The following is a 26,609-nucleotide window of genomic DNA, read 5'->3' on the forward strand; positions in this document are numbered from 1 at the left end:
CCCGCACCGGTCTTCCGGGCCGCGCACCCGCGCTCCCCGCCCGGGCGAGGCCGGCCGGGCAGGGGAGACCGCCGCCGCGCCCATCAGATGCCCATCCCGCTTTCGAGCCGCGCCACCATCTCCGCCGGCACTTCCGGCTGGGCGAGCGTCTCGCGGATGCGGGCCTTGGCCGCGTCGGGCATCCCGTCGCTCTCGTCGAGATAGGCGATCAGCCGCGCGCGCCGCTCTTCATCGAGCGCGATCATCTCCCCGGTCGACGCAGCTCCGGCGCCACCCTCACCGGGCGGGCCTCCGGCCCCGTCGCCACCTTCACCGGGCGGGCCACCAGCCCCGCCGCCGCCGAAGCCCTCCGGCGCCGCGGCGACCTCCTCGCCCGTGACCAGCTCTTCGCCGCTGTCCAGCAGCGGGCTGATGCGCAGCCCCTCTCCGATCAGCGGCGAGCGCTCGCGGACGACCCACTCGCCCTCCAGATCGGGCGCGCGGATCAGCACCTCGTCGCCCTGCCGGCGGATCAGCGCCACGCTCACCTCGTCCAGCCGGTTGCCTTCGCCCAGCGCCAGCACCGTCCCGTCGGCGGCCAGCGCCGCGGCGGGGAGGCGGGCGATCTGCGTCTGCTCCGGCTCGGCGATGGAGACGGTGACGAAATCACCGGGCCGCAGCCCGTGGGCGCCGCCGATCTCGGCATAGATCAGCCGGCCCGACTGGCTCTCGCCCCCGGCGCTCTCGCGCGTGATCCGCCCCTCCGCCTCCAGCGTCAGGCCTGAGACATCCAGCGCCACCGTCACCGGCGCCGCGATCAGCTCGCCGTCCTCGTCCAGCAGGTTGGCATATTGCGCGGCGCTGACGCGGAAGGCCGCCTCCAGCGCATCGGGGTCGATCAGCTCCGCCACCTGCTCGGAGGCGGAGATGCGGGCGCCCTCGCCGATGGTCACGCTCGCCAGCACCCCGGTGAAGGGGGCAGTGACCTCCGTCTCCGCCAGCGCCCGCTCCGCCTCGTCGACGCTCAGGCGGGTGCGGGCGATGGTGTTCTGGCCCGTGTCCACCGCCGCCTCGGCCTGCGCCAGCGCCTGGCGGCGGGAGAGAACCGTGGCCTGCGCGTTGGAGGCGGCCAGCTCCGCCGTCTCCAGCTCCGTCTGGGTGACGATGCCGCGGTCGACGAGGCCCTGCTGCCGCTCCAGTGCGGCGGTGCGCAGCTCTGCCTGCTCCTCGGCGGAGGCGAGCTCGTCACGCGCCAGCGTCAGCGCCCGTTCGGCATCGCGGGCCTCGGCCTCGGCATCGGCGAGGTCGGCCCGGGCGCGGGCCAGCGCCGCCTCCGCCTCCACGGGGTCGAGCCGCAGCAGCAGCTCCCCGGCCTCCACCTGCCCGCCATCGGCGAAGTCCTCCGACACCCATGTGACGGTGCCGCCGGGATTGGGCCGCAGCGCCAGCGTGCGCCGCGAGCGCAGCTCTCCGTAGACATCGAGGATCGGCCGGATCGTCTCTCCACGCACCTGGACGACGTTCGCCGCCACCACGCGCTCCTGCTGGGGGAAGCTGCGCGGCTCGGCGTTCATCCGTTCGCTGACCGCGCCCCAGAGGACGAGCCCCGCCTGCACCAGCAGCACGACAGTCAGCGCCATGAGGAAGATGCCGAGGAAGGCCCGGCCGACGAATCGCATCTGTTCTCCCCTTTGCCTGAGAAATCAGGGCCATGATGCGGCGGTCTTGTCTACCGCACGCCCCTTCAACGGCCCGTGACGGACAATCCGTCGCGCCAGGGGCGCACAGGTCCGCGGCACTCTGCCGGGGGCGCGCGGAGCGCACCGCCCCGATCCCTAAGGCTCTTCAGCCCGGCACCCCCGGCCCGCGCCTCACGCCTTGCGGCGCATGTGCTCATCGAGCCGCGGCAGGATCTCCACGAAGTTGCAGGGCATGTGCCGGTAGTCGAGCTGCGCCTTCAGGATCCCGTCCCACCCGTCCTTGCAGGCCCCGGGGGAGCCGGGGAGCGCGAAGAGGTAGGTGCCGTTCGCCACCCCGCCGCAGGCGCGCGACTGCACGGCGGAGGTGCCGATCTTCTCGAAGGAAATCATGGTGAAGAGCGTCGAGAAGGCGTCGATCTCCTTCTCGTAGACGGCGCGGTGGGCTTCCACTGTCACGTCCCGCCCCGTCAGCCCGGTGCCTCCGGTGGTGACGATCACGTCGATCCCCGGCTGCGCGACCCAGTCCCGCAGCTGGGCCACCAGCCGGTCCAGATCGTCGGGCAGCAGCGCCCGCTCCGCCAGCCGGTGCCCGGCCTCCTCGATCCGCGTGGCGAGGATGTCGCCCGAGCGGTCATCCTCCGCCTTGCGCGTGTCGGAGACGGTCATCAGCGCGATGTTCAGCGGGATAAACGCCCGCTCTCCGGCGCTCATGTCCGGCTCCGGGGCCGGCTCTGGGCGCCGCGCCTCACAGGTCGGCCCAGTAGAGGCCGGGGCCGAGGTTGCGGCACAGCGAGGTGCCGATTGTCCCCTCCGCGCCCCAGCAATCGTGGACATGGCCGAAGGCCATCAGCCCCGGCTGCATCCGCTCCGCCGCCTCTCGCAGCGCCTCCGACCCGATGGAGCCGGCGCGCGAGTGGCGGTCCCCCACGCCCTTGGGCGGCGAATGGGTGAGCAGCACGTCGCAGGTGTCGTAGGGGGCGAGCAGCCGCTCCGCCTCCGCCTCCTCGATGTCCCACGAGGCGAAATCGGCATCCGGCAGGGGCGGGATGCCGCCGCCGAGGCCGACGACGATGAGGCCGGCGCGCTCGATCTCCTGCCCGTGAAGGACCGTCAGGTCGGTGGCCGCGCGCAGCGCCTCGAGGCTCTCGTTGTTGCCGGGCACGAGGATCGCCTTCTCCCCCAGCGGGGCGAGGATGGCCATGATCTCCGCCAGCCCCTCGTGGGCGTTGGCGAAGTCCCCGGCGAGGAGGACGAGGTCCGCGGCGGGGGCGGCGTCGACGATGGCGCGGGCGGCGTCATGATCGCAATGCAGGTCGGAGGCGGCGAGGATCTTCATGAGGTCTCTTCAAGCTTGGCGGCGAGGTCGAGCAGGTCTGCCCAGGCCTCGCGCTTGGCGGCGGGGTTTCTCAACAGGTAGGCCGGGTGGAACATCGGCAAGGCCGGACGGCCAAGGACCCGCGCCCATTGGCCGCGCAGACGGGTGATCCCGGCGCGGCCCATGAGCGCCTGGCAGGGGGTGTTTCCCATGAGGATCAGCACCTCCGGCTCCGCCAGCTCGACATGCCGCTCGAGGAACGGCAGGTGCATGGCGATCTCCGCCGGCTCCGGTGTCCGGTTGGCCGGCGGGCGCCAGGGCAGGACGTTGGTGATGTAGACGGCGCGGGCCGGGTCGGGGCTGGCGCGGGACATGTCGATGGCGGCGAGCATCCGGTCGAGGAGCTGGCCGGCCTTGCCGACGAAGGGCTTGCCCTGCCTGTCCTCCTCCCGCCCCGGCGCCTCGCCGACGATCATGACGCGGGCGGCGGGGTTGCCGTCGGCGAAGACGAAGCTCTGGGCGGCGAGCCGCAGCGCGCAATGTTCGAAGGCCGACATCGCCTCGGCGAGCGCCTCGAGGCTCTGCGCGCCTTCGGCGATGCGCTTCGCCTCGGCCACCGGGTCCACCCCGGCCGCTTGCGCGGCCTCGCCGGCGGCCGCCGCTTGCGCGGCGGGGGCTGCCGCTGGCGCGGCAGCGGGCGCCCCTTCGGGGCGGGCCGCCTTCGGCGGTGCCTGCGGCAGCTCGAAGCGGTCGATGGGCGACTCGCCGATGGGCTCGTCGGCCCCCAGCTCGATCTGCCAGGCCAGCGCCGCCAGCGCGGCCTCGTATGTCAGCGAGTCTTGCACGCCGCGGATGGTGACAGGCTCCGCGGCCGGGAACAATGCGCCGCCGCGCCCCCAGCGTGCCTTGGGCGCGACCCCAGCCGCCCCGCCCCCCCTTCATCTGGCCAGAAATCCCTCGGGGGGTCGCCACTGGTGGCGCCATGGGTCCGAGCCCCAATGGCGACGGGCTGGCCCCCGCTTCCGCCCGTTGATCGCCGCGCGCCACCGGCCTATGAGCGGCCCCATGGATCACTTCCTCTACCGCGCCGGCGCCCTCCATGCCGAAGATGTCCCCGTGGCGGAGATTGCCGCCGCCGTGGGCACCCCCGTCTACATCTACTCCGCCGCGACGCTGGAGCGGCACTTCCGGCTCTTCGACGAGGCGCTGGGCGATCTGCCCCACCTCGTCTGCTTCGCCGCCAAGGCCGCCGGCAACGTGGCGATCCTCAAGCTGCTCGGCGATCTCGGCGCCGGCGCCGACGTCGTCTCCCTCGGCGAGTACCTCAAGGCCCGCGCCGCCGGCATCCCCGGCGAGCGGATCGTCTTCTCCGGCGTCGGCAAGACGCGGGAGGAGATGTGCCACGCCCTCGCCGGCGGCATCCGCCAGTTCAACCTCGAGAGCGAGCCGGAGATGCGCGCCCTCTCCGAGGTCGCCGCCGAGATGGGCGTCGAGGCGCCGGTGACCATCCGGGTGAACCCCGATGTCGACGCGAAGACCCACGCCAAGATCGCCACCGGCAAGAGCGAGAACAAGTTCGGCATCCCCCTCGCCAAGGCCCGCGCCGCCTATGCCGAGGCGGCGAGCCTCCCCGGCCTGCGCATCGTCGGCATCGACGTGCACATCGGCTCCCAGCTGACCGACCTCGCCCCCTTCGAGGCCGCTTTCGCCAAGGTCGCCGAGCTGACGGAGGCGCTGCGCGCCGACGGCCACGACATCGTCCGCCTCGATCTCGGCGGCGGCCTCGGCATCCCCTACGAGCGCTCCAACTCCGCCCCGCCGCTGCCCGTCGAATACGGGCAGATGGTCCGCCGCACCCTCGGCCACCTCGGCTGCGAGATCGAGATCGAGCCGGGGCGCCTCATCGCCGGCAATGCCGGGCTCCTCGTCTCCGAGGTGATCTATCTCAAGGAGGGCGAGGGGCGGGACTTCCTGATCCTCGACGCCGCGATGAACGATCTCATCCGCCCCGCCATGTACGACGCCTGGCACGACATCGTCCCCGTCACCGAGCCGCCCGCCGGCACCGAGACGCAGCCCTATGACATCGTCGGCCCCGTCTGCGAGAGCGGCGACACCTTCGCCCGCGCCCGCCCCATGCCGCCGGTCAAGCCCGGCGAGCTGGTCGCCTTCCGCTCCGCCGGCGCCTACGGCGCGGTGATGGCCAGCGAGTACAACGGCCGGCCGCTCGTGCCTGAAGTCCTCGTGAGGGGGGATCAATTCGCGGTTATCCGCCGGCGCCCCTCCTATGAAGAGATGATTTCGAGGGATACCCTTCCGTCATGGCTCTGAGCGCATAAGTTGGGGGCCGAAGACGCGAGAGGCGGACAGCTGAGACAGCCCGAGGGCCCCGCGCCCACCCCCTTGCCGGATATCTCCCGCCCCGTAGCGCTGACGCGCGCCGGGATGGTGGCGGAGCGTCTGTGCCGCGCCTTCTGGCCATTCTGGATCGCCGCGGGCCTCGCCATCGCCATGCTCGCCACCGGCTGGCTGCAGGGCGTGGCGGTGGAGCTCTACTGGTTCGCCGGCCTCGCCTTCGGCGCCGCCCTCCTCGTCACCTTCGCCCTTGGCCTCCGCCGGTTCTCCTGGCCCAGCCAGGGCGAGGCGCTGGCGCGGGTGGATGCGGCGCTCCCCGGCCGGCCCATCGCCTCGCTGGCAGATGCGCAGGCCGTCGGCGCCGGCGATGCCGCGTCGGAGGCGGTCTGGAAGGCGCACCAGCGCCGCATGGCCGAGGCGGCGGCGCGGGCGAAGGCGGTGGAGCCCGACCTGCGCCTCTCGGCGCGGGATCGCTACGGCCTGCGCTACATGGCGCTCCTTCTGCTCGTCACCGCGCTCCTCTTCGGCTCGCTCTTCCGCGTCGCCCTGCCCGGCACCGCCGGCCCCGGCACCAGCGCCACCCTCGCCGCCGGCCCGGCGTGGGAGGGATGGGTCGAGCCGCCGGCCTACACCGGCCGCCCCTCGCTCTACCTCGCCGACGTGCCCGCCGGCCTGCTCTCCGTCCCCGAGGGCTCCACCGTCACGCTCCGCCTCTACGGCGATGTCGGCGATCTTGCGGTGCTGGAGACGGTCTCGGGCCGCACCGAGGACGTCCCCTCGGCAGCCGATGCCCAGCAGAGCTTCGTCATCCGGCAGAGCGGCTCCCTCGCCATCGAGGGCGCCGACGGCGCCGAATGGCAGGTCCGCATCCTGCCCGACGCCGCGCCCGAAGTGCAGCTCGACGGGCCGCTGCAGGTGGAGGGGACGGGCGAGATGTCCCAGCCCTTCCGCGCCGCCGATGACTACGGTGTCACCTCCGGCACCGCCACCATGGCCCTCAACCTCGACCGGGTGGACCGCAGCCACGGCCTCGCCGCCGAGCCCGCGGCGCGTGAGCCGATCACGGTCGACCTGCCGATGCCTTTCACCGGCGGCCGGGAGGAGATCGCCGAGCGCCTGGTCGACGATTTCTCCGAGCACCCCTGGGCCAACCTGCCCGTCACCCTGACGCTCCAGGTCGAGGACGCCGCCGGCCAGACGGGCAGCTCCGAGCCGGTGCAGATGATCCTCCCCGGCCGCCGCTTCTTCCAGCCCATCGCCCGCGCGGTGGTCGAGCAGCGGCGGGATCTCCTCTGGAGCCCGCGCAACGGCCGCCGCGTGCTGCAGATGCTGCGCACCGTCGCCTATGAGCCGGAGGGGTTCTTCCCCAACGAGATCACCTACCTGCGCCTCTCCTTCACCCTCCGCCGCCTTGCCGGCTACCTCGAGGATGGCGGCCCGATCACCGCCGAGGAGCAGGAGGAGGTCGCCGCCGCCCTCTGGGAGCTCGCCGTGCAGCTGGAGGACGGCACCCTCGCCGATGCCCGCCAGCGGCTGGAGCGGGCGCGTGACCGCCTCGCCGAGGCAATGCGCAACGGCGCCTCCGAGGAGGAGATCGCCGAGCTGATGGACGAGCTTCGGCAGGCGACCGACCAGTACATGCAGATGCTGGCCCAGAACGCCCAGCCGGCGGAGAACCAGGCCGATCAGCCCTCCGACGCCCAGAACCAGATGCAGCAGATCACGCAGGACGAGATCCAGGCGCTGATGGACCAGATACAGGAGCTGATGGAGCAGGGCCGCATGGCCGAGGCGGCGGAGCTGATGGAAGAGCTCAACCAGCTGATGGACAACATGCAGATGCAGCAGGCCGAAGGCGGGCAGGGCATGCAGAGTCCCGGCCAGCAGTCGATGCAGGATCTGCAGGAGACGCTGCGCGACCAGCAGGGCCTCTCCGATGAGAGCTTCCAGGAGCTGCAGGAGCAGTTCGGCCAGCCCGGCCAGCAGCCGGGGGAGCAAGGCCAGCAGGGGCAACAGGGCCAGCAGGGTCAGGGGCAGAGCCCCGGCGCCGGCGAACCGCAGGATGGCCAGCAGGGCGAGACCGGTCAGGGCGGCGAGGGGCAGGAGGGCCAGCAGCCGGGCGGGCCGGGTGACCTCGCCGAGCGGCAGGAGGCCCTGCGCGACGAGCTGAACCGCCAGCGGCAGAACCTGCCCTTCATGCCGGGCGATCAGGCCGACGCCGCCCGCGATGCGCTCGGCCGCGCCGAGGGCGCCATGGACGGCGCCGAGGAGGCGCTGCGCCAGGGTGATCTCGCCGAGGCGATCGACCGGCAGGCGGAGGCGATGAATGCCCTGCGCGAAGGCATGCGCAACCTCGGCGAGGCGCTGGCGCAGAACCAGCAGCAGCAGGAGCAGGGGCAGGGCCAGCAGGAGGGCCAGACGATGGGCCAGGCCGCCCCCCAGCGCCGCGACCCGCTCGGCCGCGAGATGGGCGAGGCCGGCCAGCTCGGCACCGACGAATCGCTGCTCGGCACGCAGGACCTCTCCGAGCGCGCCGACGAGCTGATGGACGAGATCCGTCGCCGCTCCTCCGAGCGCGAACGCCCCCGGATCGAGCTCGACTACCTCCGCCGCCTGCTCGAGCGGTTCTGAGCCGGGAGCGGAAACCACATGGTTTCCGCCTTCGAATTCCATATGGAATTCGACGCCCCCGCGGCGGCCCACGCCTCCGGATGAGGCCCCAGCAGGGCTGGGTTCACCCCGCCGCTCCCCACGGAGCCGGCGGAACAATATCCCGCGCTAAGAAACCGGCCCTCACCGCCCCGTCGGGTGGGTTTTACAAACACCGTCCTCCGCACGCCGCTCAGCTCCGACAGAACGGCCGCCGGACCCTCCGTCCGGAGCCACCCGCCACTGGCATACGCCCGGTGCACGCCCGGTGCATGCGCCGTGCACAGCCGATTTCCGGCCCGCGCCTACCCCGCCCCGCCCATCCGCCGCAGGATGCTCTTGAGCAGCTCCATCTCGGCGCGCAGCGTCTCCACCTCCGCCCGCAGATCCTCCGCCAGCGGCTGCCCGGCGACGAGGGTGAAGCTGGCCACCGTCTCCCCCGTTCCGGCATCGGCGATCAGGCAGGTCTGCACCCCGTCGCTCACCATGTCGGCCGGCACCGGCAGGTGCAGCGAGGCGCCGCTCTCGTGCCGGTCGACCTGCAGCCCCTCCAGCGCCCGGCCGAGGTGGGTGGCCATCAGCCGCTCCGGCGGGCGCCCCGCCAGCTCGCCATGCCAGACGCCGGCCGCGAGGCGGGAAGATGTCAATCGTGCCATGGGTTTACAGCTCCGCCCGCGGATGGCGCAGCAGCGTCACGTCCCGCAGCAGCACCCGGTTCATCGCCGGTCGGTCGAAGATCAGGTCCAGCCAGAGCCGCTCGATCAGCTTCTCGTTGAGCCGCGAATAGCCGAGGTCGAACTCCACCTCCGCCGTGCCGGAGCCGGGCGGGATCTCTCGCACGATCTGCTCGGTGTTCGGCCCGTGGCGGACGTTCAGCCGCGCGAAGACCTCCACCGGCCGCTCCGCCTCCGTCACCAGCCGCAGGCGGACGAGGTGGCGCTTGCCGAGGCCCTGTCCCGCCTCCGCCGGCAGCTCCAGCACAAGACTTAAGAAGCTGCCCTCAAAGGCAAAAACCTCCATCGACAGCGCGTGCGGCGCCCCCTCTCCGTCCGCCCGGCCGGGAACCTGCCGCAGGATCACCTCGCCGAGCGGGCAGTCGTGGAATAGCGTCACCTCCTCGCCCAGCGCCTGCCGGCTGGACACCCCGGCGCGGCCCGGCTCGGGCAGGCGGCTGGCCCAGAGCGCCGGGCGCCACGCCCAGTCGCAGCCCGCCGGGCGGGCGATCCCCGCCGCGCCGGGGGTCTCCCGCCGTCGCTCATGTGTGGTGATCAGCTCGGAGAGGTGGTGGCGCAGCCGCGACGCGCTCTCGGCCTGCGCGGCCAGCCGCCCCTCGGCGGCGCGCGGCGCCTGCCGCACCCAGCGGGCCCAGCGCTGCTCCACCCGATCCGTCAGGGCGCGCTCGACGCGGCTCATGCCGGTTCTGCCCATCTGCCTGATGCCTCCTGACTCCACCCCGCCGGCGCCTCGCGGATGCTGCCAAATCGGCGCGCCGTTGAACAGCCCGCCGGGCTACTCCGCTCCCGCCTGAGAGCCCGTGTTCGCGGCGCGGAACGTCTCCGCAGCGCTTTCCAGCAGGCCAAGCCCGCCGTCGGTGGAGAGCGGCGCCCGGGCGAGGCCGCGCAGCGCGATGGTCACCAGCCGGCCCTTCACGTCGAAGAAGGCGCGCCATTCCCGCGTCTCGATGCCCGGCGCCGGCGGCGGACTCTCGTCGGTGAAGTGGACGAAGACGATCCCCTCGCGGGGCTGCACGTCATCCACCTCCACCTCCGCGCCGTTGCCATCCTCGGAGAGGAGCGCCGCCCCCGCCTCCGTCAGGAGCAGCCCGGCCAGCTCCCCCTCCTGCCCGGTGACGGCGGCGGAGCCGGCCTGCCCGACCTGTATGGAGAGGAGCGCCTCGGCGGTGGGCATGATGTCCAGCGCCGAGATGAGGCCGCAGCCGGCGAAGAGGGCGAAGCCGAGGCTCGGCCGGCTCGCCTCCGTATCCGCGCAGTAGCCGTAGGGCGCGGTGGCGACGATGTCGCCCCCGTAGAGCGCCAGCGCGCGGGCGCCCTCGCCCGTCGGTGCGCCGATGGCGGCCACGCTCGTCTCGCAGCCGGAGAGGGCGATCAGCACCGCGGCGGCGAGGGCGGCGCGCATGTCAGAGATCCATGTACTGGTGCTTCTCGTGCGCCGCGCCGGGATGCGTCACCGCCCCCTGCCGCGCCCCGCCGACGAGCTGGGCGTATTTCCACAGCGCGCCGGAGGCGTAGATCGTCTCGCGCGGGCCGGCCCATTCCGCCTTGCGGGCGGCGAGCTCGTCCTCCGTCAGCGCGACGGAGATCTCGCCCGACACCGCGTTGATGGTGATCATGTCGCCGTTCTTGAGCATCGCGATGGGTCCACCATGCGCCGCCTCGGGGCCGACATGGCCGACGCAGAAGCCACGCGTGGCGCCGGAGAAGCGGCCGTCGGTGATCAGCGCCACCTTCTTGCCCATCCCCTGTCCGGAGAGGGCGGCGGTGGTGGCGAGCATCTCGCGCATGCCCGGGCCGCCCGCCGGCCCCTCGTTGCGGATGACGATGACCTCGCCCTCCTTGTAGGAGCGCGCCTTGACGGCCTCGAAGGCATCCTCCTCGCATTCGAAGACGCGGGCGGGGCCGGTGAAGACCTGCTCTTCCGGGCTCATGCCGGCGACCTTCACGATGGCGCCGTCGGGGGCGAGGTTGCCCTTCAGGCCCACGACGCCGCCCGTCTTGGTGATCGGCGTCGAGACGGGATGGATCACGCGGCCGTCCGGCCCGCCCTCGATCTTGTCCAGCGCGGCGCCGAGCTCCTCGCCCGAGGCGGTCATGCAGTCGAGGTGGAGGAGGCCGGCCTTGGCCAGCTCCTTCATCACCACCGGCACGCCGCCGGCCTCGAAGAGATCCTTGGCGACGAACTGGCCGCCGGGCTTGAGGTCGACGAAATAGGGCGTGTCGTGGAAGATGTCGCAGACGTCGAAGAGGTCGAAATCGATGCCCGCCTCGTGCGCGATGGCCGGCAGGTGCAGGCCGGCATTCGTCGAGCCGCCGGTGCAGGCGACGACGCGCGCGGCGTTCTCGAGGCTCTTGCGGGTGACGACGTCGCGGGCACGAATGTTCTTCTCGATCAGCTCCATCACCGCCTGGCCGGAGGCCTCGCCGTACTGGTCGCGGCTCTCGTAGGGCGCCGGGGCGCCGGAGGAGTTGAGGAGCGCGAGGCCGATCGCTTCGGAGACGCAGGCCATGGTGTTGGCGGTGAACTGCCCGCCACAGGCGCCGGCGGAGGGGCAGGCGACCCGCTCGAGCACCGCGAGGGCGGCGTCGGAGAGGGTGCCGTTCTGGTGGCGGCCGACCGCCTCGAACATGTCCTGCACGGTCAGGTCACGGGTGGCGAAATCCTCCGGCACGTCGGCGCCGGCGGGCACCTTGCCGGGCAGGATCGAGCCGCCGTAGATGAAGACGCTGGGCACGTTGAGCCGCACCATGGCCATCATCATGCCGGGCAGCGACTTGTCGCAGCCGGCGAGGCCGACGAGCGCGTCGTAGCAATGCCCCCGCATCGTCAGCTCGACGCTGTCGGCGATGGCCTCGCGGCTGGCGAGGGAGGAGCGCATGCCCTCATGGCCCATCGCGATGCCATCGGTGACGGTGATGGTGGTGAACTCGCGCGGCGTGCCGGAGGCCGCCTTGACGCCGAGCTTCACGGACTGGGCCTGGCGGTTGAGCGCGATGTTGCAGGGGGCCGCCTCGTTCCAGCAGGTGGCGACGCCGACGAGCGGCTGGGCGATCTCCTGCTCCGACATGCCCATGGCGTAGTAATAGGAGCGGTGCGGCGCGCGGGCCGGTCCTTCCGTCACATGGCGGCTGGGCAGGCGCGACTTGTCGAAGGGGCGGTTCAGCATGGCTCTTCCCTGGCGTGTAGGTCGGCCGAGGCATAGCCCCCGGGGCCACATGGGGCAAGCTTGATGGCCGTATGGTGGGCGTGGGTGACCGTCTGTCGCGGAGTGTGGGGGAGGGCGGTGCGGGGGGTGCCCGCCGCCCCGACCACAGGCGCAGGGGGCGCAGGCGCAGGGCGAGCGCCGGCCCGTGGGGTGGCGCTCCAACGGTTGAGCGGCGCGCTTTATGGTGCAACCACTCCCCGCTCAGACCTCGGCGCTGCCGGCACCGGAGCGCCAGCCCGCGGGACGGGCCGGCGCTCGCCCTGCGCCTTTGGCGCGTACCGGGCGGGGGAAGAAGCGGAGATGTCGCGGGGCGGTGGGTTAAAAACCCACCCTACGAAGGGGCGCGAGCACCGGGCCGGGGGGATCGGTGGGTTGGAAACCCACCCTACGGGCGCCTCCCCGTAGGGTGGGTTTTCAACCCGCCACCGCGCCTAAAGCCCCAACCGCTCCAGCGCCGCGTCCACCGCGCCCCACTCCTCCACCTGCAACCGCACCGGCAGCGTCAATACCCGGGCGCGGACGTCCGGGGGCAGGCGCACCGCGTCCTTCTCCGTCGTCACCAGCTGGGCCGTCACGGCCTTGGCCTCCGCCTCCAGCCGCTGGATCAGAGCCGGCGTGAAGGGCTGGTGGTCGTCCAGCGCCACCGTGGCGACGAGATCCGTCCCCAGCCCGCGCAGGGTGGCGAAGAACTTCTCCGGCCGGCCGATCCCCGCGAAGGCGAGGGCGCGGATGCCCGGCCAGGGCATCCCCGTCGGCAGCGGCTCCAGCGCCCCCCTCAGGCGCGGGAGCCCCTCCGGCAAGGGCCAGCGCGCCTCGAAGGCCGCCTGCGCCTCCGCCCCGCCGATGGTCAGCAGCGCATCCGCCCGCGCGAGGCCGGCCGCGACTGGCTCCCGCAAGGGGCCGGCTGGCAGGCAGCGGCCGTTACCGAAGCCGAGCGCCGAGTCGGCGACGAGGAGCGAGAGGTCCTTGGCCAGCGACGGGTTCTGGAAGCCGTCGTCCATCAGGATGACCTCCGCCCCCGCCTCCTCCGCCAGCCGGGCGGCGGCGGCGCGGTCCCGCGCGATATGGGTGGGCAGGAAGGCGGAGAGGAGGAGCGGCTCGTCCCCCACCTCCGCCGCGCTCTGCCCGCTGACCGTCAAAGGCCCCGCCTCGCTGCCGCCGTGCCCGCGGGAGATGGAGTGGGGGCGCCGCCCCCGCGCGATCAGCCGCTCGGCAAGGGCGATCAGCGTCGGCGTCTTGCCCGTCCCCCCGGCGGAGAGATTGCCAATGCAGATGACCGGCACCCCGGCGCGGTAGGGCGTGCCCGAGCCGAGCCGCCGCGCCGTCGCACGCCCATAGGCCCAGCCGAGCGGGGCGAGGGCGCGGGCGCGCCAGCCGGGCCGCGCCGGTTCCGCCTGCCAGAAGGCGGGCGGGCGCATCAGCGGGGGTCCCGCTGGGCGAGAAGGGGCGGCGCGGTCATCGTCAGCCCCCGTCCGCCGGTGGCAGGACGGCCTGCAGGTGGCAGGCCAGCCGCTCCATCGCCTCGGCCCCCTGAGAGGTGACGGACCACGCGGCATGGGCCATCAGCGCTGCCTTGTCGGGCATCAGCAGCGCCTCGACCATGCGGCCGAGATCGTCGCCCGATGTCGCCACGCGGGCGGCGCCGGCGCGGGCGAGGCGGCGGTAGGCGGCGTCATGCGGTTCGGTGCGGATGCCGTGCAGCAAGGCGGAGCCCATGGCCGCCGGCTCGAACGGGTGGCGCCCGCCGCCGCGGCTCAGCGTGCCGCCGAGATAGGTGAGCGTCGCCATCCGGTACCACAGGCCGAGGTCGCTCGGCCCGTCGGCGAGGCAGACCTCCGTCGCCTCCCCCGGCTCCTGCCCCGCGGCGCGGTCGGCGACGCTCATCCCCTCGGCGCGGAAGGCGCGGGCGAAGCTGGCGGCCTCGCGGGGCTCGGCGGGAGAGATGGCGAGCAGCAGCCGGTGGGTGGCCCGGGTGGCGCGGCGCTGGGCGGCGACGAGCGAGGGGATCTCGGACGCCGGTGTCTCCGCCGCCAGCCAGACGGGGCGGGGGCCGATGGCCTCCGACACTTCCTCCAATTCGGCCCGGCTGCAGGGCAGGATGGGCGGGGCGGGGACGAGGGCGCCGATGGGCTCCGCCGACGTGGCGCCGGCGCGCAGCAGGTCCGCGACCTGCGCGCGCTCCTCCGCCAGCACGAGGTCGAAGAGCGAGAGGATCGCGCGGGAGAGGCCCGGCAGCGCCCACCAGCGCCGCCCGGAGCCGAGGCGGGCCCCTGCGGGGACGAGGAGGCGCGGCATCGTCCCCGCCCCCGCCAGCTCGGCGAGGAGGGCGGGCCGCTCCGGCGGGCCGAACCAGACGAGCGCGTCCGGCTGCCATCGGGCGAGGAAGCCGCGCGCCTCGGCGCGGCTGTCCGCCGGGGCGGGGGCGGTGAGCGGGGTGGGGCCGGGAAGCGACTTGGAGCGCGGCAGGTCGCCGGTGCAGAGGAGCACCGGCACCCCGTCGCCGCCGGCCTCGGCCCGGTTGGCGAGGTGCGCGGCGAAGCCGGCCAGTGCCTCGCCCGCCTCCTCCCCCTCGGCATGGAGCCAGACGAGCCGGCCCGGCGGGCGCTCCGCGGCCTCGGGTGTGCCCGGCGGCGCGGCTTCGGCAGCCGCACCGTCGGCCCCCGCGGCCGGACGGCCGGGCGCGGCCCGACGGAGCGCCAGGTAGGCGCTCAGCGGCAGGGGCGTCTTCGGGGTCGGGGTGGTCAGCCCAGCTCCTCGGTCGGCGAGGCCGGCGTCTGCTCGTCGCGGAGGCGATGCAGGTGGGCGATGAAGTAGCGCATGTGGGCATTGTCGACCGTGCGCTGCGCCTCGGCCTTCCAGGCGTTGTAGGCGGTCGCGTAGTCCGGGAACATGCCGACGATGTGGATGTCGTCGACATCGCGGAAGACGTTCTTCTGCGGATCGACGAGCTCGCCGCCGAAGACCAGGTGGAGACGCTGCGTTGGCATGGGGGCTCCTTTCGCTGTCGGCCGCATACCTAGGCCGCCGAAGTGTCAGCGGCAAGCGGGGAGGGGTGCGGAGCGGTGGAGCGACGTTGGAGCTGGGGCCCGCGCGCGGAATCAAGGCCGCAGGCCGCCGCGCGACCGTCGTGCATTTGGCGGGCCGGGAATGGTGGGTTGGAAACCCACCCTACGGGGCGTCGCTCGGGCCGGAAGCACCCGAAGACTCAGCCGCCGCTCTTCCCCCCGCGCGGAATCAAGCCGCAGGCGCCGCGCGAGCGCCGGCCCGTCCCGGCGGGCTGGCGCTCTGGATGGGCTTGGTGCTTCGCTCGGAGCGGGGAGGGGCTTGGCGGGCATAAAGCGCGCCGCTCGACCGTTGCAGCGCCACCCCACGGGCCGGCGTGCGGCGGTAGCGCTTGGGGCAGCTTCTCCCAATGTGAGAGCGGGTGCCCAGCAGGCAGCGGAGCGGTGGGTTGAAAACCCACCCTACGGCCGGGTGCCAGGATGGCCGGCGGGGTACCGCCAGGCCTCCCCCTCAGAGGCTCTGGTACCGCGCCTTCGCGCCGCGCTCGATGGCGGCGGCGTGGAGGCGGTCGATGCTCAGCTCGAAGCGCACCTCCTCCAGCATCCGAGCCTCGACCTGGCCGATCTGGCCGTCCGCCGCGGCGACGTCGCAGGCCAGCGCGTAGGCCGTCTCGAAGAGCCGCTCCGGCAGGGCGTCGCGGATCAGGCCGAAGAGCGCGTCGAGCCCGTCCTCCTGCTCCAGGAGCTCGAAGACCGTCTGGCTCACGCGCGGCACGCCGGCGTTGTCGTAGTCCGCGAAGATCGGCAGGTGATCGAGGATGTTCTGGATCTGCAGAAGCTCCGCCGTGCGGATCGTCTCGTCCGAGGCGGAGACGGCGATCATCAGCGCCACCAGCGCATCGGCGGGCGTCAGGGGGCTGTCATCGGTCATCTGGTCTCCTCCGGGTCTATTGCCCATTTATTGACGGCCCCCCCGCCCCGCAATAGGAACCCGGCGCCGACCTGCGGCAGATGGAGTGAATGATGGCGGATCTCAGAGACGTGGCGATGGACAGCAAGGCCTGGCCCTTCCAGGAGGCCCGCGCCCTGCTCAAACGCTATGAGACGGCTCCGCCCGAGAAGGGCCACGTGCTGTTCGAGACCGGCTACGGCCCCTCCGGCCTGCCGCATATCGGTACCTTCGGCGAAGTGCTGCGCACCACCATGGTGCGCCGCGCCTTCGAGGTGATCTCCGACATCCCGACGCGGCTCGTCTCGTTCTCGGACGATCTCGACGGACTCCGCAAGGTGCCCGACAACGTCCCGAACCCCGAGGCGATGGCCGAGAGCCTGCAGAAGCCGCTGACCTCGGTGCCCGACCCGTTCGGCACCCATGCCAGTTTCGGCGATCACAACAACGCCATGCTGCAGCGCTTTCTCGATACGTTCGGCTTCGAGTACGAGTTCGTCTCGGCGCGCGATTTCTACCGCTCGGGCCGCTTCGACGAGACGCTGCTGCTGGCCGCCGAGCGCTATGACGCGCTGATGGATGTGATGCTGAAATCGCTCCGCGACGAGCGCCAGCAGACCTATTCGATCTTCCTGCCGATCAGCCCGACGACGGGGCGCGTGCTCTACGTGCCGATGAAGAATGTCGACGGCGCGAAGGGCGAGATCACCTTCGACGACGAGGACGGCACCGAGACGACGCTGCCCGTCACCGGCGGCAACGTGAAGCTGCAATGGAAGCCCGATTTCGGCGCCCGCTGGGCGGCGCTCGGCGTCGACTGGGAGCCCTACGGCAAGGAGCATGCGCCGAACACGCCGATCTATTCCTCGATCTGCAGCATCCTCGGGGGCAAGCCGCCGCAGGTCTTCACCTACGAATTGTTCCTCGACGAAATCGGGCAGAAGATCTCGAAATCCAAGGGCAACGGCCTGACCATCGACGAATGGTTGACCTACGCCGCGACGGATTCGCTCAGCTACTACATGTACCAGAAGCCGAAGACGGCGAAGCGCCTGACATGGGACGTGATCCCCAAGGCGGTGGACGAATACCACCAGCAGCTGCGCGCCTATGCCGATCAGGAGCCGGCGCAGCGGCTGGCCAACCCGGCCTTCCACATCCACGGGCACAACGTGCCGGCCTCGACGATGGTCGTCTCCTTCGCGATGCTGCTCAACCTCGCCTCCGTCGCCGGGGCGGAGGATAAGGAGACGCTCTGGGGCTTCATCCGCCGCTATGCGCCGGAGGCCAGCGCCGAGGGGAACCCCGATCTCGACGCCGCCGCCGGCTTCGCCGTGCGCTACTACCAGGATTTCGTGAAGCCCGCGAAGACCTACCGGATGCCGGACGACACCGAGCGCGCGGCGATGGAAGACCTCCTCGCCCGGCTGGAAGGCTGGGAGGGCGCGGCGGACCCGGAGGCCCTGCAGAGCATGGTCTTCGCCGTCGGCAAGGAGGCCGGCTTCGAGCCGCTCCGCGCGTGGTTCAAGGCGCTCTACGAGGTGCTGCTGGGGGCCAGCGAGGGGCCGCGCTTCGGCGGGTTCATCGCGCTCTACGGCGTCGAGGAGACCAAGGCGCTGATCGTGCGCGCCCTCAAGGGAGAGCTGGGTCAGGAGGCCTGAGCCAGCCTCCACCACTTGCCCCAGCGCTTCGCCAGCGGGGCCGGCTTCTCGGCGAAGAGGCGGGCGCCGAGGGCAAGGGCCTTGCCGTCCAGCCGCCGCGCCTCGCCCTCCATCGCCTCGCGGAGCAGGGCCTCCTGCTCCTCGCCGAGGCCCGCGCTGGCGATCTGGGTTGCCATCACGTCGAGGTCGTGGCGATCCCCCAGAAGATCCGAGAGGCGGCTGGCGGCGGCGATGTGCGGCGCCATGACCTCCGGCCAGACCGGTTCCAGCAGGCGGGCGTGGTACCAGTGGTACTTGGCGCGCTTGCGCCACTCGTGCAGGTCGTCGCCGTCGCGGCTCTTGCGGGCCGCCTTCATCGCCTCGCGGCCCCGCTCGTAGCTGAGCTGCAGGCCGGGGGAGAGGGCGGGCCAGCCGTCTTCCGTCAGTAACCACGCGCCGGCCCGCTCCCGCGCGGCGTTGAGGCGCAGGCGGCACTCGTCGATTCGGCCGTCGGCCTCCGGGTGCTCCCTTGCCGCGTCCCGCGCCTCCTCGAGGTGGCGGCGCAGGCCGAGGGTGCGGCGGCCGTCCAGCGTGTCGAGGGCAACGACGCGGCCGTAGCTCTCCAGCACCGCGGCACTGTCGCGGAGCGGGGCGAGGACGCGGGCGGCATCGCGGAAGGCGACGTTCTCCGCCGCGTAATCGGGGAAGGCGGGGCGGACGAGCCGGACGAGGCCGCGCAGCTTCTTCAGCCGCTTGCGCACGTCATGCACGGCCGCCTCGCGGGGCATCTCCTCGCTCTGAAGGGAGGCCAGCGCCTTGCCGATCTGCTCGTCGGCCACCCGCCGCAGGAAGGCGGTGGCGGAGGCATCCGAGGGTTTCCAGCGATAGGCCATGACAGGCGAATGCCGCGCCGGTGCCGCGGGTTCCCCCGGGCGGCCGGAACCTGCGCGGCCGCGAAGGGGTTTCCGGGGCAGACAGACAGGAGGACGTGATGGCGCAGGAGGACGTGGCGAAGGCCCTGATCGACGCCCAGGGCAGTCTCTATTCCGAGGAGATGGGCGCACATATCGAGCATGACACCCCGCAGGAGCTGTTCCACTGGCTCATCGGCGCGGTCATGCTCTCCGCCCGCATCAACGCCGGCAACGCGGTGGAGGGGGCGCGGGCGCTGCGCAAGAAGGGGCTGCACAAGATCGAGGCGATCCTGAAGGCCGACCGGGCGCAGATCGTCCGCGTGCTCAACCGCAACGGCTATGCCCGCTACGACAAATCGACGGCGGATTACATTCGCGACAACGCGCGCTTCGTGGAGGAGGAGTACGGCGGCGACATCCGGGGGATGCGCGTGGCCGACCCGATGAAGGCGGTCCAGCGGATCAAGGGGATCGGCCCGGCGGGGGCGGAGATCTTCGCCCGCGAGGTGCAGCTGGTCTGGGACGAGCTCTACCCGGTGCTCGGCAAGCCGGGGGCGAAGGCCGCGACCGAGCTTGGCCTGCCGGAGGAGCCGGAGCGTCTGGCGGAGCTGGCCGGGAGCCGCGAGCGTTTCGTGCGGCTCGTCGCGGCGCTGACGCGCGCGGCGCTGGAGGGGCCGGCGGAGCAGGTGACGGCGGCACGCTGAGGCGGGAGACTTGAAACTCCGCGGGCGCGGGCCCCGTATCTTCCGTAGAGGAACCCTTATCGGAGGACCCTGCCATGCCGCGCCGTTTCATTGCCGCCCTTGCGCTGGTGGTTGCCGTTGCCCTTGCGGGCTTCGGCGCCACGCCGGCCGCCGCCGAGGCGGAGGACGAGATCGAGGAGGTGATCACCAGCCAGCTCGATGCCTTCAACAGCCGGGATGTGGAGGCGGCGTGGCTTTTCGCCAGTCCGGGCATCCAGGCGATCTTCGGCGGGCCGGAGCGCTTCGGCCAGATGGTCGAGGAGGGCTACCCGATGGTCTGGACCTCGGAGGGCGCCCGCATGGCCGGCCAGCCGGATCTGGGGCCCGGCCTCTGGCAGGAGGTCTGGATCACCGACGCGGCCGGGGCCCTGCACGCGCTGGGCTACAAGATGGTGCAGATCGACGGAGACTGGCGGATCGACGCCGTCGTGCTCCTTCCCCCGCCCGATCTCGGCGTCTGACGCCGCCGCTGCCGGGGGCGGCACGTAGGGTGGGTTTTCAACCCACCTTCGCCCAACGGCTGCTCCCTTCTCCTCGCTCGGACCGCGCCAAAATGCGCATGGCGAGCGCCTGCCCGTCCCGGCGGGCTGGCGCTCTGTCTGAGCTTGGTGCTCCGCCCGGGGCGGTGAGGGGCGTGGCCGGCATAAAGCGCGCAGCGGCAAGTCCGGAGCGCCACCCCACGGGCAGGCGCTCGCCCTGCGCCTGAGAGGGGAAAGCCCGGCATCGGGGGGAAGGTGGGTTGAAACCCACCCTACGGGCGCTTTCAGTCGAAGGTGATCACATTGCGGCGGGCGGAGCCGGAGCGGGAGGAGGCGATGGCCTCGTTGATCTCGTCCAGGCGCCAGCGGCGGGAGATGAGGCTGTCGAGCTGCAGGCGCCCCTGCAGGTAGAGATCCGCCAGCCAGGGGATGTCGCGCGCGATCACCGTGTCGCCCATCGCGGTGCCGCGGATCGACTGGCCGTCATAGGCCAGCGCCGTCGGCTCGTAGCTCGACTGGGCGCCCGTATGCGGCATGCCGACCACCAGCATCCGCCCGCGCGGGCCGAGGTAACGGGGGGCGCTGTCGAAGACGGGCAGGGCGCCGGTGGCGACGAAGACGGCATCCGCGCCGCGGCCGAGGGCGGCGCGGGCGGCCTCCCACGGCTCCGGCTCGGCCGCGGAGACGAGATCGGTGGCGCCGAACTCCGCGGCGGCCTGCAGTTTCTCCTGCATCATGTCCACCGCGACGATCCGGCGGGCGCCGGCGAGGCGGGCGCCCTGGATGGCGTTGAGGCCGACGCCGCCGCAGCCGATGACCACCGCATCCTCCCCCGGCCGCAGCTTCGCCGCGTTCACCACCGCGCCGATGCCGGTGATGACGCCGCAGGCGAGGAGGGCCGCCGCCTCGAAGGGAATCGTCTCCGGCAGCTTCGCCACCTGCGACTGGTGAACCGTCACCGCCTCGGCGAAGGCGCCGGAGAACATCGCCTGGTAGACGGGCTGGCCGTCCTTCGTGATCGCCGGCGGGTGCGGGCCGGCCTTGTCCTCGCAATAGACCGGCGCGCCGGTGGCGCAGGTGGGGCAATGGCCGCAGGCGCGGATGAGCGTGACGGCGACCCGGTCCCCCGGCGCCAACCCGGAGACTTCGGGGCCGACGGCGACCACCTCGCCCGCCGCCTCGTGCCCGTAGACGGCGGGCAGCGCGCCGCCCCACTTGCCGTCCATGAAGGTGATGTCCGACTGGCAGATGGCGACCGCGCCCATCTTTACCTGCACCTCGCCGGAGAGGGGGGCGCGCAGCTCCACCTCCTCGACGGAAAGGGGGGTGCCGAAGGCATGGCAGAGGGCGGCGCGGATGGTGGGCATGAGGTCTCTCCTTGTCTCGCGGCCCTTCTTTCGGGGACGGGCGGGCCGATGCTTGGCCCGGAGCGACGCGGGGCGTCGCGAAACGGCCGGCTTGCGGCAGGCGCCGGGGGCGCTTCGCCCCCCGGACCCCCAGAGAGTACTTCGAAAAGGGCGAGAGCAGGGCTCAGGCGGCGCCGTCCTCCTCCGCCCAGATCTCCTTGGCGATGCGGATGGCGGAGTTGGCGCGGGGCACGCCCGCATAGATGGCGACGTGGTGGAGGGCCTCGATGACATCGCTCCGGGAGGCGCCGGTGTTGTGGATCGCCTTGAGGTGCAGGCGCAGCTCCTCCTCGTTGCCGAGGGCCGCGAGGAGGGCGATCGTCAGCATGGAGCGCTCGCGGCGGGAGATGGCATCCGACGACCAGACATGGCCCCAGGCCGCCTCGGTGATCAGGTCGATGAAGCGGGCATCATGCTCGGAGCGCTTGGCGTCGGAGCGGGCGACATGCTCGGGGCCGAGCACCTCCGAGCGGGTCTGGCGCCCCTGGGCAAGGCGGTCGGGGCGGGGCGCGTCAGACATGGCCGTTCTCCTTGAGGAAGGCGGTGAGCAGGCCGGCATATTCGCGCGGCGCCTCGATCTGCGGCAAGTGCCCGGCGCCGCGGATCAGCGCCGTCTCCGCCCCCTCCACCAGCGCCACCGTCTCGCGGACGAGATCGGGCGGGGTGGCCTTGTCCTCCGACCCGGCGATGCCGAGGACGGGAAGGGTGAGCGTCGCGGTCGTTGCCCAGAAATCGGCATGGGAGATGGCGGCGCAGCAGCCGATGTAGCCCTCGACGGGGGTGCCGGTGAGGAGCGCCCGCCAGCGGGCCAGCTCGGGCGAGGCGCGAAAGCCGGCGGAGAACCAGCGCTCCATCACCCCGTCCGCCGCCGGCTCCAGCCCGCCCTTGCGGATGGCGGCGATGCGGTCGTCCCATAGCTGCGGCGTGCCGATCTTGGCGGCGGTGTTGGAGAGGACGAGGGCGGAGAGCAGGTCCCCCCGCTTGATCGCCAGCCCCTGCCCGATCAGCCCCCCGATGGAGAGGCCGACGAAGGTGGCGCCGCGCACCCCCCAGTCCTCGCAGACCGCCTCGGCATCCGAGACCAGCTGGCCCATGTGGTAGGGCGCCGGCGGGGCGGAGGAGCGGCCGTGGCCGCGCAGATCCCAGCGGATGAGGCGCAGCCCAGGGGGCAGGTGGGGGAGCAGCGGCTCCCAGACCGACAGATCCGTGCCGAGGGAATTGGCGAAGACCAGCGCGTGCCCGTCCTCGGGCCCCTCGGCGATGGAATGCAGCTGGATGCCTTCGCCCCGGTCGACGACCCGCTCTTCCATACCGTGCCCTCCCGTTTGGAGCGTTCTAGCGCCCCGGTCTGGCTGCGGAAAGGCTGAATGGCGGCGGCGGCAGGCTTGGGGGCCGACTCAGCGGGGGCCGGGCTCGCGGCCGATCCGCCCCAGATGCGTGAGGTTGAACCCCTCCGCCGATTTCAGCCCGTAGCCCATCATCCGGTCGAAGCCGGCGTGGCCGAGCCAGAGCGCCCCGAGCGCGGCCAGCAGGGGAATGGCCAGAAGCACCCCCGCCGCGATGAGCACCGCGCCGAGGCCGTAGATATGCACCATGTTGTAGACCATCGCGCCCGCCCTCGGGCCGAGCGCGTAGGCGGCAAAGCTGAGATCCGGCGCGAAGAACAGAAGGATCGCGGCCCACCAGGCCACACCGCCGTTCAGCGCCATGAACAGCGCGACGGAGGCGAGGAAGACGATGGCGCCTTCGGCGCGCTGCCACCTGATCATGCCCATCCCCTGCCTGGCTCCTGTCCGGGACAGGGCCAAGGCCCGCCCTTTCCAACGAAAAAGGGCCGGCCCCCGATGGACCGGCCCCCTGTTCTTGCCGGGCGGCGTCGCCTCAGGCGGCGGTGGCTTCGGCCTTCGCCTTGGCGATGTCCTTCTTGAGCTTCAGCGCGCCGGTGGACAGATCATCGTCCTTGGCGCGGGCGAGGAAGGCATCGAGCCCGCCGCGATGGTCCACCGTCCGCAGGGCGGCGGAGGAGACGCGGAACTTGAAGGAGCGCCCCAGCGTGTCGGAGATCAGCGTGACGTCCTGCAGGTTGGGCAGGAAACGGCGGCGCGTCTTGTTGTTGGCGTGGGACACGTTGTTGCCCGTCATCGGGCCCTTGCCCGTCAGTTCGCAGCGGCGCGACATGGTATCATCCTCAGCTTGTTCGGGGCCCGTCGCGCCCCGGCTCAAAACGGCAAGGCCCCGCATACGGGGGCCCTTTGAATTCGGTGTTGCCAGATAGGCGGAATCGCCGGGGCCGTCAAGCGGTGGCCGTCAGGCGCTTGCTCAGATGCGGCCCTGGCTGCGCAGGACGGCCACCGCGATGCCGCCGAAGAGCAGGACATTGAAGGCGAGAATCGCGAGGATGGCGACGGTGCGCGTCTTCAGCCGCTCGCCCCGGCCGTGGCGGCGCAGGTAGCGCGTCACCTCCGTCTCCGCGCGGGAGAAGCGGGCAGGGTCGACCTGCTTGGCGATGCGGGGGTGCTGGCCGAGCGTCTCCGCCTCCGCCAGCACGCGGCCCTCGCGGCGGATGCGGCGGGGCAGGCGGCGGCGGGTGCTGGCGAGCGCCGTCTCCAGCGTCTCCCCCTTCGCGCGGAAGCGTGTGACGAGCATGAGGCGCACCGCCTCGGTTCTGGCAAAGATGTCCGCCGGGTCCATGGGCCTCTCATAGGCCGGCCCGGCGGGGGCGACAATCGCCCCGCCTCTTGGCCTTCGCCGCCGCGCCTGCGAAAGAGGGGGCATGTTGCACACGACCACATATGGCGAGGGCGGCGTGCCGCTGGTGATCGCCCACGGACTCTACGGCTCGGGGCGGAACTGGGGCGTCATCGGCAAGCGCCTGAGCGACCGCGGCCGCGTGATTCTGCCGGACATTCGCAACCACGGGCAGAGCCCCCACTTTGAGAGCCACGGCTACGAGGACATGGCCGGGGATCTGGCGCAGGTCATCGCGGCAGAGGGAGGCCCGGCGGACGTCCTCGGCCACTCGATGGGCGGCAAGGCGGCGATGGTGCTGGCGCTGACCCGGCCGGAGCTGGTGCGCCGGCTCGTCGTGGTCGACATCGCGCCCGTCGCCTACAGCCACACCCAGTCGCACGTCATCGAGGCGGCGCGGCAGGTGGACCTCGCCACCGTCCAGAGCCGGGCGGAGGCGCAGGAGGCGCTGGGGCTGGATCCGGTGGAGGCGTCGTTCCTGCTGCAGAGCCTCGACATGAAGGCGCGGGCGTGGCGGCTGAACCTCGACGTGCTGGAGCGGGAGATGGGGCGGATCACCGGCTTCCCGGAGGTCGGGGGGCGGTTCGAGGGCCCGGCCTTTTTTCTCTCCGGCGGTGAGAGCAGCTACGTGCAGCCGGAGCACCGCGAGCGCATCAAGGCGCTGTTCCCGGAGGCGCGGATACCGAAGATCCCCGGGGCCGGGCACTGGGTGCATGCCGACAATCCCCGCGAGGTCGAGGCGGCGGTGCGGGCGTTTCTGGACGCCTGAGCCCGCCGCCTGGCGGCGCCCCGGAGAGGGGCGCCGAGCCGGGTTCACTCCATGGAGACGGTGGCGTTGTGGCCGCCGAGATCCTTCTTCGGGTCGGAGCCGAGGAGCATTTTTGCCCCTGCGACCAAGGAGTTGGAGTCCAGCCAGATCTCGGCCTCGGCGCCGTCGAGGCGGAGGAGGCGGATCTTGGGGTCGTCCTTGCCGCCTTCGAACCAGGCGGCGACGAAGGGATTCCAGAGCTTGTCGATCATCTCGCGGCTCGGCTCCGGCACGAGGGAGCCGTGGGCGGTGGCGAAGAGATCGTGGTGCTTGGAGACGAAGACCATCTCGGCCTTCGTGGGGCCCGTGATCTCACCGAGATCGGTGTCGCTGGAGGTGAAAAAGTACAGCGGGCCGGGGGTTTGGTCGTCATCGTTCATCGCCGTCATCGGCCGGCCGGCGGCCTGGCCGGGCAGGCCGAGCATGACGGTCTGCTGCGAGGTGAGGGTGGACCAGAACTTGTCCTTGAGCTCTTCGGGGGTGTGGTCGGCCATGGGTCTCTCCTTCTCTTTGGCCTCTCAACGCGCGGCCCCCGTCGGCAGTTTCGCCCCGTCACAGCCCATGCACCGGGCGTGCACCGGGCGTGCACCGCGCGGTGGGGCCGGGCGGCCTTCATCTTCCGGCGCGAGACTGCCCCCGATCCAGTGCGAAGGAGCCCCGATGCAGACCCCCAAGCTGACGACCCGGCAGCGCCGGATGACCGACGAGCTGCGCGACCTCTGGCTGACCATGCTCTTCGACACCCGCCACCCCGTGCTGCTGGAAGGCAAGATGCCGCCCGAATGGGCGGAGATCCTGGAGGGGCCCGAGCCCGCGCAGGTGCGGGTGACGCTGCGCATCGATGCCGACGTGGCGAAGTGGTTCCGCAGCTTCGGGCCGCGCTACCAGAAGAGCGTCGCCCGGGTGCTGCGCGGCTTCATGCTCTACCGCCTGAGCGAGCTCGCCGACGTGGTGGAGGGGCCGCCGGCGCCGATGAAGCAGGGCGACGTGCTGCAGGGCCACGAGGAGCAGCAGCTCGTCAGGGAGCTCCACAAGCTGAGGAAGGAGCGGCGGTCGTGGCTGGTGAAGGGCAAGCCGCCGGAGTGAGGGGGCTTTCGCTTGGGGCGGGGCGGGTGGGCCGGGGACGGCGGCGCCGCAGAGGGCGGCGGGTAATCTTGCCTTAACCGCGGTGGATGAGGCTGGGGGAATGTCGGTCTATCTCCGCCCACGTCGGCCTGGGGCCGTCGTCTTCTTCACCGTTGCGCTTGCGGCGCGCGGCACATGGCTGCTGGTGGAAGAGGTGGCGCGGCTGCGCGCGGCGGTGCGGGCGACGAAGGCGGAACGGCCTTTTGGCATCATCGCGTGGGTGGTGCTGCCGGATCATCTGCATTGCGTCTGGCAGATGCCGGAGGGGGATGCAGATTATTCGGTGCGGTGGCGTCTCATCAAATCGCGTTTCTCGATGGGGATCGATCCCGGCCGTCGCCGGGCGAGCCACATTGCCCGCGGCGAGCGGGCGGTGTGGCAAAGGCGGTTCTGGGAGCACCATATCCGTGGTGAGGCCGACCTCGCGGCGCACGTGCAGTATTGCTGGATGAACCCGGTGAAGCATGGGTTCGTGGCATCGCCGGAGGATTGGGAATGGTCGTCGTATCGCCGGGATAGAGAGACGTATGGGGCGTAGGGTGCGTGCTCTGCACGCACCGATGCGCGGCGGGAGGGCGAGGAAAGGTGCGTGACGAGCACGCACCCTACGCTTGCTTCGATTGCTGGCTACCGCTGGCCCTTTTTCTCGTCTTGTCCGAGAGCTGAGGCTGCCAGGGTCCTAATCTCGGCCTTGGTAGCCTTCTTGGAACCCGAGAGGACCTTCGAGGCGAGGGTTGAGACCCGTGATGAGGATTGCTTCTTAGGCATATCACTATCCATTTGAACTGATGTGGTTTCAGTGATAATGAAGTGCCTGCCGGGTTACCGTCGCAATCGCGGCGTCAGCCGGCAGGACT

28 protein-coding genes are annotated in these 26,609 nt (G+C 71.9%); 8 read left to right on the top strand and 20 right to left on the bottom strand.

The window, feature by feature from the left end; genetic code table 11:
- Positions 1-83: 83 nt before the first annotated feature.
- From GY170_RS00820 to GY170_RS00835, 4 genes are all read right to left on the bottom strand, one after another.
- Positions 84-1,658: an efflux RND transporter periplasmic adaptor subunit gene (locus GY170_RS00820; protein WP_163889070.1), complete on the bottom strand. Its 1,575-nt coding sequence runs from the start codon at positions 1,656-1,658 to the stop codon at positions 84-86.
- A gap of 192 nt (positions 1,659-1,850) precedes the next feature.
- On the bottom strand, positions 1,851-2,390 hold the full coding sequence (moaB, locus tag GY170_RS00825; protein WP_163889072.1) for a molybdenum cofactor biosynthesis protein B: 540 nt from the start codon (positions 2,388-2,390) through the stop codon (positions 1,851-1,853).
- Between the two features lie 34 nt (positions 2,391-2,424).
- Complete coding sequence (locus tag GY170_RS00830; protein ID WP_163889073.1) at positions 2,425-3,015, bottom strand: metallophosphoesterase family protein; 591 nt, start codon at positions 3,013-3,015, stop codon at positions 2,425-2,427.
- The gene (locus GY170_RS00835) at positions 3,012-3,839 is read right to left on the bottom strand and encodes a uracil-DNA glycosylase (RefSeq protein ID WP_163889075.1); all 828 of its coding nucleotides are present in this window, start codon (positions 3,837-3,839) and stop codon (positions 3,012-3,014) included. The genes GY170_RS00830 and GY170_RS00835 overlap by 4 nt, the downstream gene beginning before the upstream one ends.
- A 220-nt stretch (positions 3,840-4,059) precedes the next feature.
- On the opposite strand from GY170_RS00835, the gene lysA reads away from it, so the two are divergent.
- Together lysA and GY170_RS00845 are read left to right on the top strand one after the other, a co-directional pair.
- Positions 4,060-5,325 carry a diaminopimelate decarboxylase gene (gene lysA / locus GY170_RS00840; protein ID WP_163889077.1) on the top strand — a complete coding sequence of 422 codons (1,266 nt, stop codon included), beginning with the start codon at positions 4,060-4,062 and terminating at the stop codon, positions 5,323-5,325.
- Between the two features lie 72 nt (positions 5,326-5,397).
- Positions 5,398-7,980: a TIGR02302 family protein gene (locus tag GY170_RS00845; protein ID WP_328799878.1), complete on the top strand. Its 2,583-nt coding sequence runs from the start codon at positions 5,398-5,400 to the stop codon at positions 7,978-7,980.
- 323 nt (positions 7,981-8,303) lie between these two features.
- Here the strand turns inward: GY170_RS00845 and GY170_RS00850 are convergent, their stop codons facing one another.
- The 8 genes from GY170_RS00850 to GY170_RS00885 all read right to left on the bottom strand — a co-directional run bounded on the left by GY170_RS00850 (position 8,304) and on the right by GY170_RS00885 (position 15,871).
- Entirely contained in the window at positions 8,304-8,654 is a 351-nt protein-coding gene (locus GY170_RS00850) for a hypothetical protein (protein ID WP_163889079.1), read from the bottom strand.
- A 4-nt stretch (positions 8,655-8,658) separates the two neighbouring features.
- Complete coding sequence (locus GY170_RS00855) at positions 8,659-9,411, bottom strand: DUF6478 family protein (RefSeq protein WP_235923979.1); 753 nt, start codon at positions 9,409-9,411, stop codon at positions 8,659-8,661.
- 96 nt (positions 9,412-9,507) lie between these two features.
- Complete coding sequence (locus tag GY170_RS00860) at positions 9,508-10,134, bottom strand: dihydroxy-acid dehydratase (protein WP_163889083.1); 627 nt, start codon at positions 10,132-10,134, stop codon at positions 9,508-9,510.
- A gap of 1 nt (position 10,135) precedes the next feature.
- Positions 10,136-11,899, bottom strand: coding sequence for a dihydroxy-acid dehydratase (gene ilvD, locus GY170_RS00865; protein WP_163889085.1), 1,764 nt, complete (start codon positions 11,897-11,899; stop codon positions 10,136-10,138).
- Positions 11,900-12,369: 470 nt separating this feature from the next.
- On the bottom strand, positions 12,370-13,356 hold the full coding sequence (lpxK, locus tag GY170_RS00870; protein WP_163889087.1) for a tetraacyldisaccharide 4'-kinase: 987 nt from the start codon (positions 13,354-13,356) through the stop codon (positions 12,370-12,372).
- A gap of 43 nt (positions 13,357-13,399) precedes the next feature.
- Positions 13,400-14,797 carry a 3-deoxy-D-manno-octulosonic acid transferase gene (locus GY170_RS00875; RefSeq protein WP_235924019.1) on the bottom strand — a complete coding sequence of 466 codons (1,398 nt, stop codon included), beginning with the start codon at positions 14,795-14,797 and terminating at the stop codon, positions 13,400-13,402.
- Positions 14,680-14,925, bottom strand: coding sequence for a DUF4170 domain-containing protein (locus tag GY170_RS00880; RefSeq protein ID WP_163891060.1), 246 nt, complete (start codon positions 14,923-14,925; stop codon positions 14,680-14,682). Before GY170_RS00880 ends, GY170_RS00875 begins: the two co-directional genes overlap by 118 nt.
- A 526-nt stretch (positions 14,926-15,451) precedes the next feature.
- Entirely contained in the window at positions 15,452-15,871 is a 420-nt protein-coding gene (locus GY170_RS00885; RefSeq protein WP_163889089.1) for a tellurite resistance TerB family protein, read from the bottom strand.
- 92 nt (positions 15,872-15,963) lie between these two features.
- Here GY170_RS00885 and GY170_RS00890 point away from each other — a divergent pair, with 92 nt between their 5' ends.
- Positions 15,964-17,550, top strand: coding sequence for a lysine--tRNA ligase (locus GY170_RS00890; RefSeq protein ID WP_163889091.1), 1,587 nt, complete (start codon positions 15,964-15,966; stop codon positions 17,548-17,550).
- On the opposite strand, the gene GY170_RS00895 is transcribed toward GY170_RS00890, so the two are convergent.
- Positions 17,538-18,422, bottom strand: coding sequence for a CHAD domain-containing protein (locus GY170_RS00895; protein ID WP_163889093.1), 885 nt, complete (start codon positions 18,420-18,422; stop codon positions 17,538-17,540). The two genes, GY170_RS00890 and GY170_RS00895, sit on opposite strands and share 13 nt — an antisense overlap.
- Before the next feature lie 98 nt (positions 18,423-18,520).
- Between GY170_RS00895 and GY170_RS00900 the strand changes: the two genes are divergently transcribed.
- On the top strand, positions 18,521-19,147 hold the full coding sequence (locus GY170_RS00900) for an HhH-GDP family DNA glycosylase (RefSeq protein ID WP_163889095.1): 627 nt from the start codon (positions 18,521-18,523) through the stop codon (positions 19,145-19,147).
- 74 nt (positions 19,148-19,221) lie between these two features.
- Positions 19,222-19,647 carry a DUF4864 domain-containing protein gene (locus GY170_RS00905; RefSeq protein ID WP_163889097.1) on the top strand — a complete coding sequence of 142 codons (426 nt, stop codon included), beginning with the start codon at positions 19,222-19,224 and terminating at the stop codon, positions 19,645-19,647.
- Between the two features lie 302 nt (positions 19,648-19,949).
- On the opposite strand, the gene GY170_RS00910 is transcribed toward GY170_RS00905, so the two are convergent.
- The 6 genes from GY170_RS00910 to GY170_RS00935 form a co-directional block, all read right to left on the bottom strand.
- Positions 19,950-21,032: a Zn-dependent alcohol dehydrogenase gene (locus GY170_RS00910; RefSeq protein WP_163889099.1), complete on the bottom strand. Its 1,083-nt coding sequence runs from the start codon at positions 21,030-21,032 to the stop codon at positions 19,950-19,952.
- Between the two features lie 163 nt (positions 21,033-21,195).
- Positions 21,196-21,591 (bottom strand): 4-carboxymuconolactone decarboxylase, encoded by a 396-nt coding sequence (pcaC, locus tag GY170_RS00915; protein ID WP_163889100.1) that lies wholly within the window; start codon positions 21,589-21,591, stop codon positions 21,196-21,198.
- Positions 21,584-22,381, bottom strand: a complete 798-nt coding sequence (gene pcaD / locus GY170_RS00920) for a 3-oxoadipate enol-lactonase (RefSeq protein WP_163889102.1) — start codon at positions 22,379-22,381, stop codon at positions 21,584-21,586. Before pcaD ends, pcaC begins: the two co-directional genes overlap by 8 nt.
- An 87-nt stretch (positions 22,382-22,468) precedes the next feature.
- A complete protein-coding gene (locus GY170_RS00925; RefSeq protein ID WP_163889104.1) occupies positions 22,469-22,840 on the bottom strand; it encodes a DUF4260 domain-containing protein in 372 nt (123 codons plus the stop codon).
- Between the two features lie 112 nt (positions 22,841-22,952).
- Complete coding sequence (rpmB, locus tag GY170_RS00930; RefSeq protein ID WP_163889106.1) at positions 22,953-23,249, bottom strand: 50S ribosomal protein L28; 297 nt, start codon at positions 23,247-23,249, stop codon at positions 22,953-22,955.
- Positions 23,250-23,390: 141 nt separating this feature from the next.
- Positions 23,391-23,762, bottom strand: a complete 372-nt coding sequence (locus GY170_RS00935) for a hypothetical protein (RefSeq protein WP_163889108.1) — start codon at positions 23,760-23,762, stop codon at positions 23,391-23,393.
- A gap of 82 nt (positions 23,763-23,844) precedes the next feature.
- Here GY170_RS00935 and GY170_RS00940 point away from each other — a divergent pair, with 82 nt between their 5' ends.
- A complete protein-coding gene (locus GY170_RS00940) occupies positions 23,845-24,588 on the top strand; it encodes an alpha/beta fold hydrolase (protein WP_163889110.1) in 744 nt (247 codons plus the stop codon).
- Positions 24,589-24,632: 44 nt separating this feature from the next.
- On the opposite strand, the gene GY170_RS00945 is transcribed toward GY170_RS00940, so the two are convergent.
- Complete coding sequence (locus GY170_RS00945) at positions 24,633-25,121, bottom strand: pyridoxamine 5'-phosphate oxidase family protein (RefSeq protein ID WP_163889112.1); 489 nt, start codon at positions 25,119-25,121, stop codon at positions 24,633-24,635.
- Between the two features lie 166 nt (positions 25,122-25,287).
- On the opposite strand from GY170_RS00945, the gene GY170_RS00950 reads away from it, so the two are divergent.
- Both GY170_RS00950 and GY170_RS00955 read left to right on the top strand, forming a co-directional pair.
- On the top strand, positions 25,288-25,713 hold the full coding sequence (locus GY170_RS00950) for a BrnA antitoxin family protein (protein WP_163889114.1): 426 nt from the start codon (positions 25,288-25,290) through the stop codon (positions 25,711-25,713).
- Between the two features lie 100 nt (positions 25,714-25,813).
- Complete coding sequence (locus GY170_RS00955) at positions 25,814-26,290, top strand: REP-associated tyrosine transposase (RefSeq protein WP_163889115.1); 477 nt, start codon at positions 25,814-25,816, stop codon at positions 26,288-26,290.
- The last annotated feature ends 319 nt before the right edge of the window (positions 26,291-26,609 follow it).

Source organism: Pseudoroseicyclus tamaricis (assembly GCF_012070395.1).
Taxonomy (GTDB): domain Bacteria; phylum Pseudomonadota; class Alphaproteobacteria; order Rhodobacterales; family Rhodobacteraceae; genus Pseudoroseicyclus_A; species Pseudoroseicyclus_A tamaricis.